Below are 3,161 nucleotides of genomic sequence, written 5' to 3'. Positions count from 1 at the left end.
TTCACGAAGCGGTCGCGATTCCGGAGCATCACGTGTTCGCAGTGGGCTTTTGCGGTAGACACGCAGCGAAAACCGGCGCGGTCCTCGACCGCTACAACTACCTCTCCGACAGCACTGCGGCCGTGGCTGCGGCCTGGAGGCTGGCCATGGACCGGGATGAAGCACACCTCGGCGCCATCAGCGCGATTCCCGGTTATTCGCGAACGGAAGTCGCCCTGGCCATCCGCGAGTGTCCGTCCGACCGGTACACCGTGCGCCAGCTCACCGACCGGCTTGACCACTTTCACCACGAAAACAATCTGATTTTGCCCGCAGCCGTCGACGCGCTTGAAGAGCATCACTTGGATCGCTTCACAGAACTTGTCGATCGGTCACAGCAGCTCGCGGAAAGTCTCCTGCAGAATCAAACAGACGAGACCATATTGCTCGTGCGCTCAGCCCGTGATCAGGGTGCCGTCGCGGCGTCGGCATTCGGCGCCGGGTTCGGAGGTTCGGTGTGGGCACTGATTCATGAGGATCGAGCGGGCGAGTTCGTAGACACGTGGGCCGCCTCGTACCGTGACGCCAAACCGGACGCAGGTGCTCGATCCATCTTCTTCCTGAGCTCACCGGGCCCGGCCGCCTTCTGGCTGTCGGCGTGAGATCTCCCTCAAACCAAATCCAACCATGGACAAACCAGATCCGCAAATACGAAGGGAATCGGGCGTAACCCGGCGTGACTTTCTGAAGACCGGGGCGTTCAGTGTCGGAGTCGGGATGGCCGCCGGGCCGCTGGCCGCGTGCAAGACGCCCGGCCCGGGTCGGCCGCAGGTCCGCGTGTTACACACACCAGATATCGGACCGGCGCCACAACAACTACTTGCCGCACCACCAATGGAGACGGTGCGAATAGGATTCGTAGGCGTTGGTGGACAGGGAACGTCGCACGTCCGAAATCTCCTGCGAATTGCCGGCGTCGAGATCCGTGCCATCTGTGATATCGTCGACGACCATGCGCTGCATTCACAGAAGCTGGTCGTCGATGCGGGATTCGCCGCACCCACGCTGTACACGCGCGGTGAGCGAGATTTCGAACGGATGTGCGCGGAGGAGGATCTCGACCTCGTGTTCAACGCCACCCCGTGGAAGTGGCACGTCCCGGTCTGCATTGCCGCGATGACGAACGGCAAGCATGCCGCCACCGAAGTGCCTGCTGCGACGACGGTCGAGGGCTGCTGGGAGCTTGTCGAGGCGGCGGAGAAGCACCGCCTTCACTGCGTGATGATGGAGAACTGCAATTACGGGCGATCGGAATTGATGGTCTTCAATATGGTTCGGCAGGGTCTTCTCGGCGAGGTCCTGCACGCGGAGTGCGGATATCTGCATGACCTCCGTGCGATCAAATTCGCACCGGAAGGTGAGGGACTCTGGCGGCGTGACCACTCCAGGTCCCGCAATGGCAACCTGTATCCCACGCATGGATTGGGTCCCGTTGCGCAGTGCATGGACATCAATCGGGGCGACCGGTTTGACCACCTCGTCTCGATGAGTAGCCCTTCCCGAGGATTGCAGCTCTATGCGCAAGACCATTATCCAGAGGAGTCACCGATGAGGTCTGAGAAATTCGTGCTCGGTGACGTGAACGTGAGCCTGATCAAGACCGCTCGGGGCCGCACTATCTTCCTGAGCCACGACACCAATCTGCCGCGGCCGTACAGCCGGATCAACATGGTGCAGGGGACACGCGGACTGTTCCAGGGCTACCCGGATCGTGTCTACATCGAAGGTCGCAGTCCGTCGCACCAATGGGAACCTGCGGATAACTATCGATCGGAATTTGATCACCCGCTATGGCAGCAGCTTGAGGAGGAGTCAAAGGGTGCGGGACACGGTGGAATGGACTTCCTGGAAGACTACCGACTGATCTCCTGCCTGCGCAACGGACTGCCCACTGACATGAACGTGTATGATGCCGCGACCATCAGTGCCGTATGTGAACTGACGGAGGTCTCCGTTGCCAACGGAAGCGCGCCGATCTCCTTCCCTGATTTCACGCGGGGCAGATGGGAGACGTGGCCAGAAGTTGATCTGCAGTCGTCGTGAGTTCGTGATCGATTTCCCGAAACGTGTCACACACGAATGCAGCGACGTGATTCGGTCCCCCGTATGATGCCTCACGTTCGAAGTCGAAACCGGAGGTGTCGCAGATCGTTCGCGGATAGGCTCGCCGATTCACACACGGCTGCATCCAGATGAACGCGCAAGAACAATCCTCTGCTGAACGCAGATCCCTTTGAAGAACCTGCTGAAACCGTATCGCTTCAAGCTGCTCGCATCGGAGCGCATCGGGCCGGCCGGCAACCTGCTGGACGTGGGGTGTGGAAGCCATTCACCGACGATCACACGCAAGTGGCTTCCCGGTTGGAAGTACTATGGTGTTGACCGCGAAAACTACGGCAATGACGAGGCCGACTTCGGTGCCATGGAGGCGTACTACGAGATCGATCTTTCGAACGAATCACTCGCGCCAATTCCTGATCATTTCTTTGACGTGATCGTCATGTCGCACGTCGTGGAGCATTTGCCGAACGGCCTTGAAGTGATCCGTGAGCTCACGTCAAAAATGAAGTCAGGGGGCCGCTTCTACCTCGAGTTCCCCTCCGTGCGCTCTCTGCATTTGCCGTCGATGACCGGTACGTTGAATTTCTGCGACGACGAAACCCACGTTCGGGTGTACAGCGTGGCCGAGGTGGCCAACACGCTTCTGACGAGCGGCTTCCGGATTGCGCGCGCAGGAACGCGTCGTGACTGGCTCCGGATCTTCTTGCTACCCATCATGGTGCCCGTCAAGTACGTGCTGCGACGGGAATTCAGTGCCGGTGACTTCTGGGATATCACCGGGTTTGCGAGTTACGTGCTCGCGGTGAAACGCTGACGTCGCCCTGCTTCCGGCGACGCTGGTGTCGACTGAATCCGTGAGCGGTGGACCCTATGTGTACCCTCGGCAGGATTCGAACCTGCGACACCCGGTTTAGGAAACCGGTGCTCTATCCCCTGAGCTACGAGGGCATGACTTCAAAATACGCAACGACCCGTTCGACGTGGCGGCGTGTCATCCACGGCCGACGAACCGAGCGAGCATCTTGCCAAATCGGATGCAACTGTTTCGCAGCAACTACGTT

Annotated in this window: 3 protein-coding genes and 1 tRNA gene; 3 read left to right on the top strand and 1 reads right to left on the bottom strand. The window is 59.8% G+C overall.

Annotation, left to right across the window (positions count from 1 at the left end; all coding sequences use genetic code 11):
• From HKN37_11650 to HKN37_11640, 3 genes are all read left to right on the top strand, one after another.
• The coding region (locus HKN37_11650) for a galactokinase (protein ID NNE47300.1) at positions 1–641 on the top strand (641 nt) is incomplete at its 5' end.
• 25 nt (positions 642–666) lie between these two features.
• Positions 667–2,082: a Gfo/Idh/MocA family oxidoreductase gene (locus HKN37_11645; protein ID NNE47299.1), complete on the top strand. Its 1,416-nt coding sequence runs from the start codon at positions 667–669 to the stop codon at positions 2,080–2,082.
• Between the two features lie 190 nt (positions 2,083–2,272).
• On the top strand, positions 2,273–2,914 hold the full coding sequence (locus HKN37_11640; GenBank protein ID NNE47298.1) for a class I SAM-dependent methyltransferase: 642 nt from the start codon (positions 2,273–2,275) through the stop codon (positions 2,912–2,914).
• Positions 2,915–2,975: 61 nt separating this feature from the next.
• Here HKN37_11640 and HKN37_11635 read toward each other — a convergent pair.
• Positions 2,976–3,048: transfer RNA gene (locus HKN37_11635), tRNA-Arg, on the bottom strand.
• Positions 3,049–3,161: the final 113 nt, after the last annotated feature.

The sequence above is a fragment of the Rhodothermales bacterium genome (assembly GCA_013002345.1).
Lineage (GTDB): Bacteria > Bacteroidota > Rhodothermia > Rhodothermales > JABDKH01 > JABDKH01.
This window is presented reverse-complemented; position numbering and strand designations above follow the sequence as displayed.

What these genes read in the sequence shown, in the direction of transcription:
- HKN37_11645 (NNE47299.1), top strand. Translation starts at nt 667, where the DNA reads ATGGACAAACCAGATCCGCAAATACGAAGGGAATCGGGCGTAACCCGG.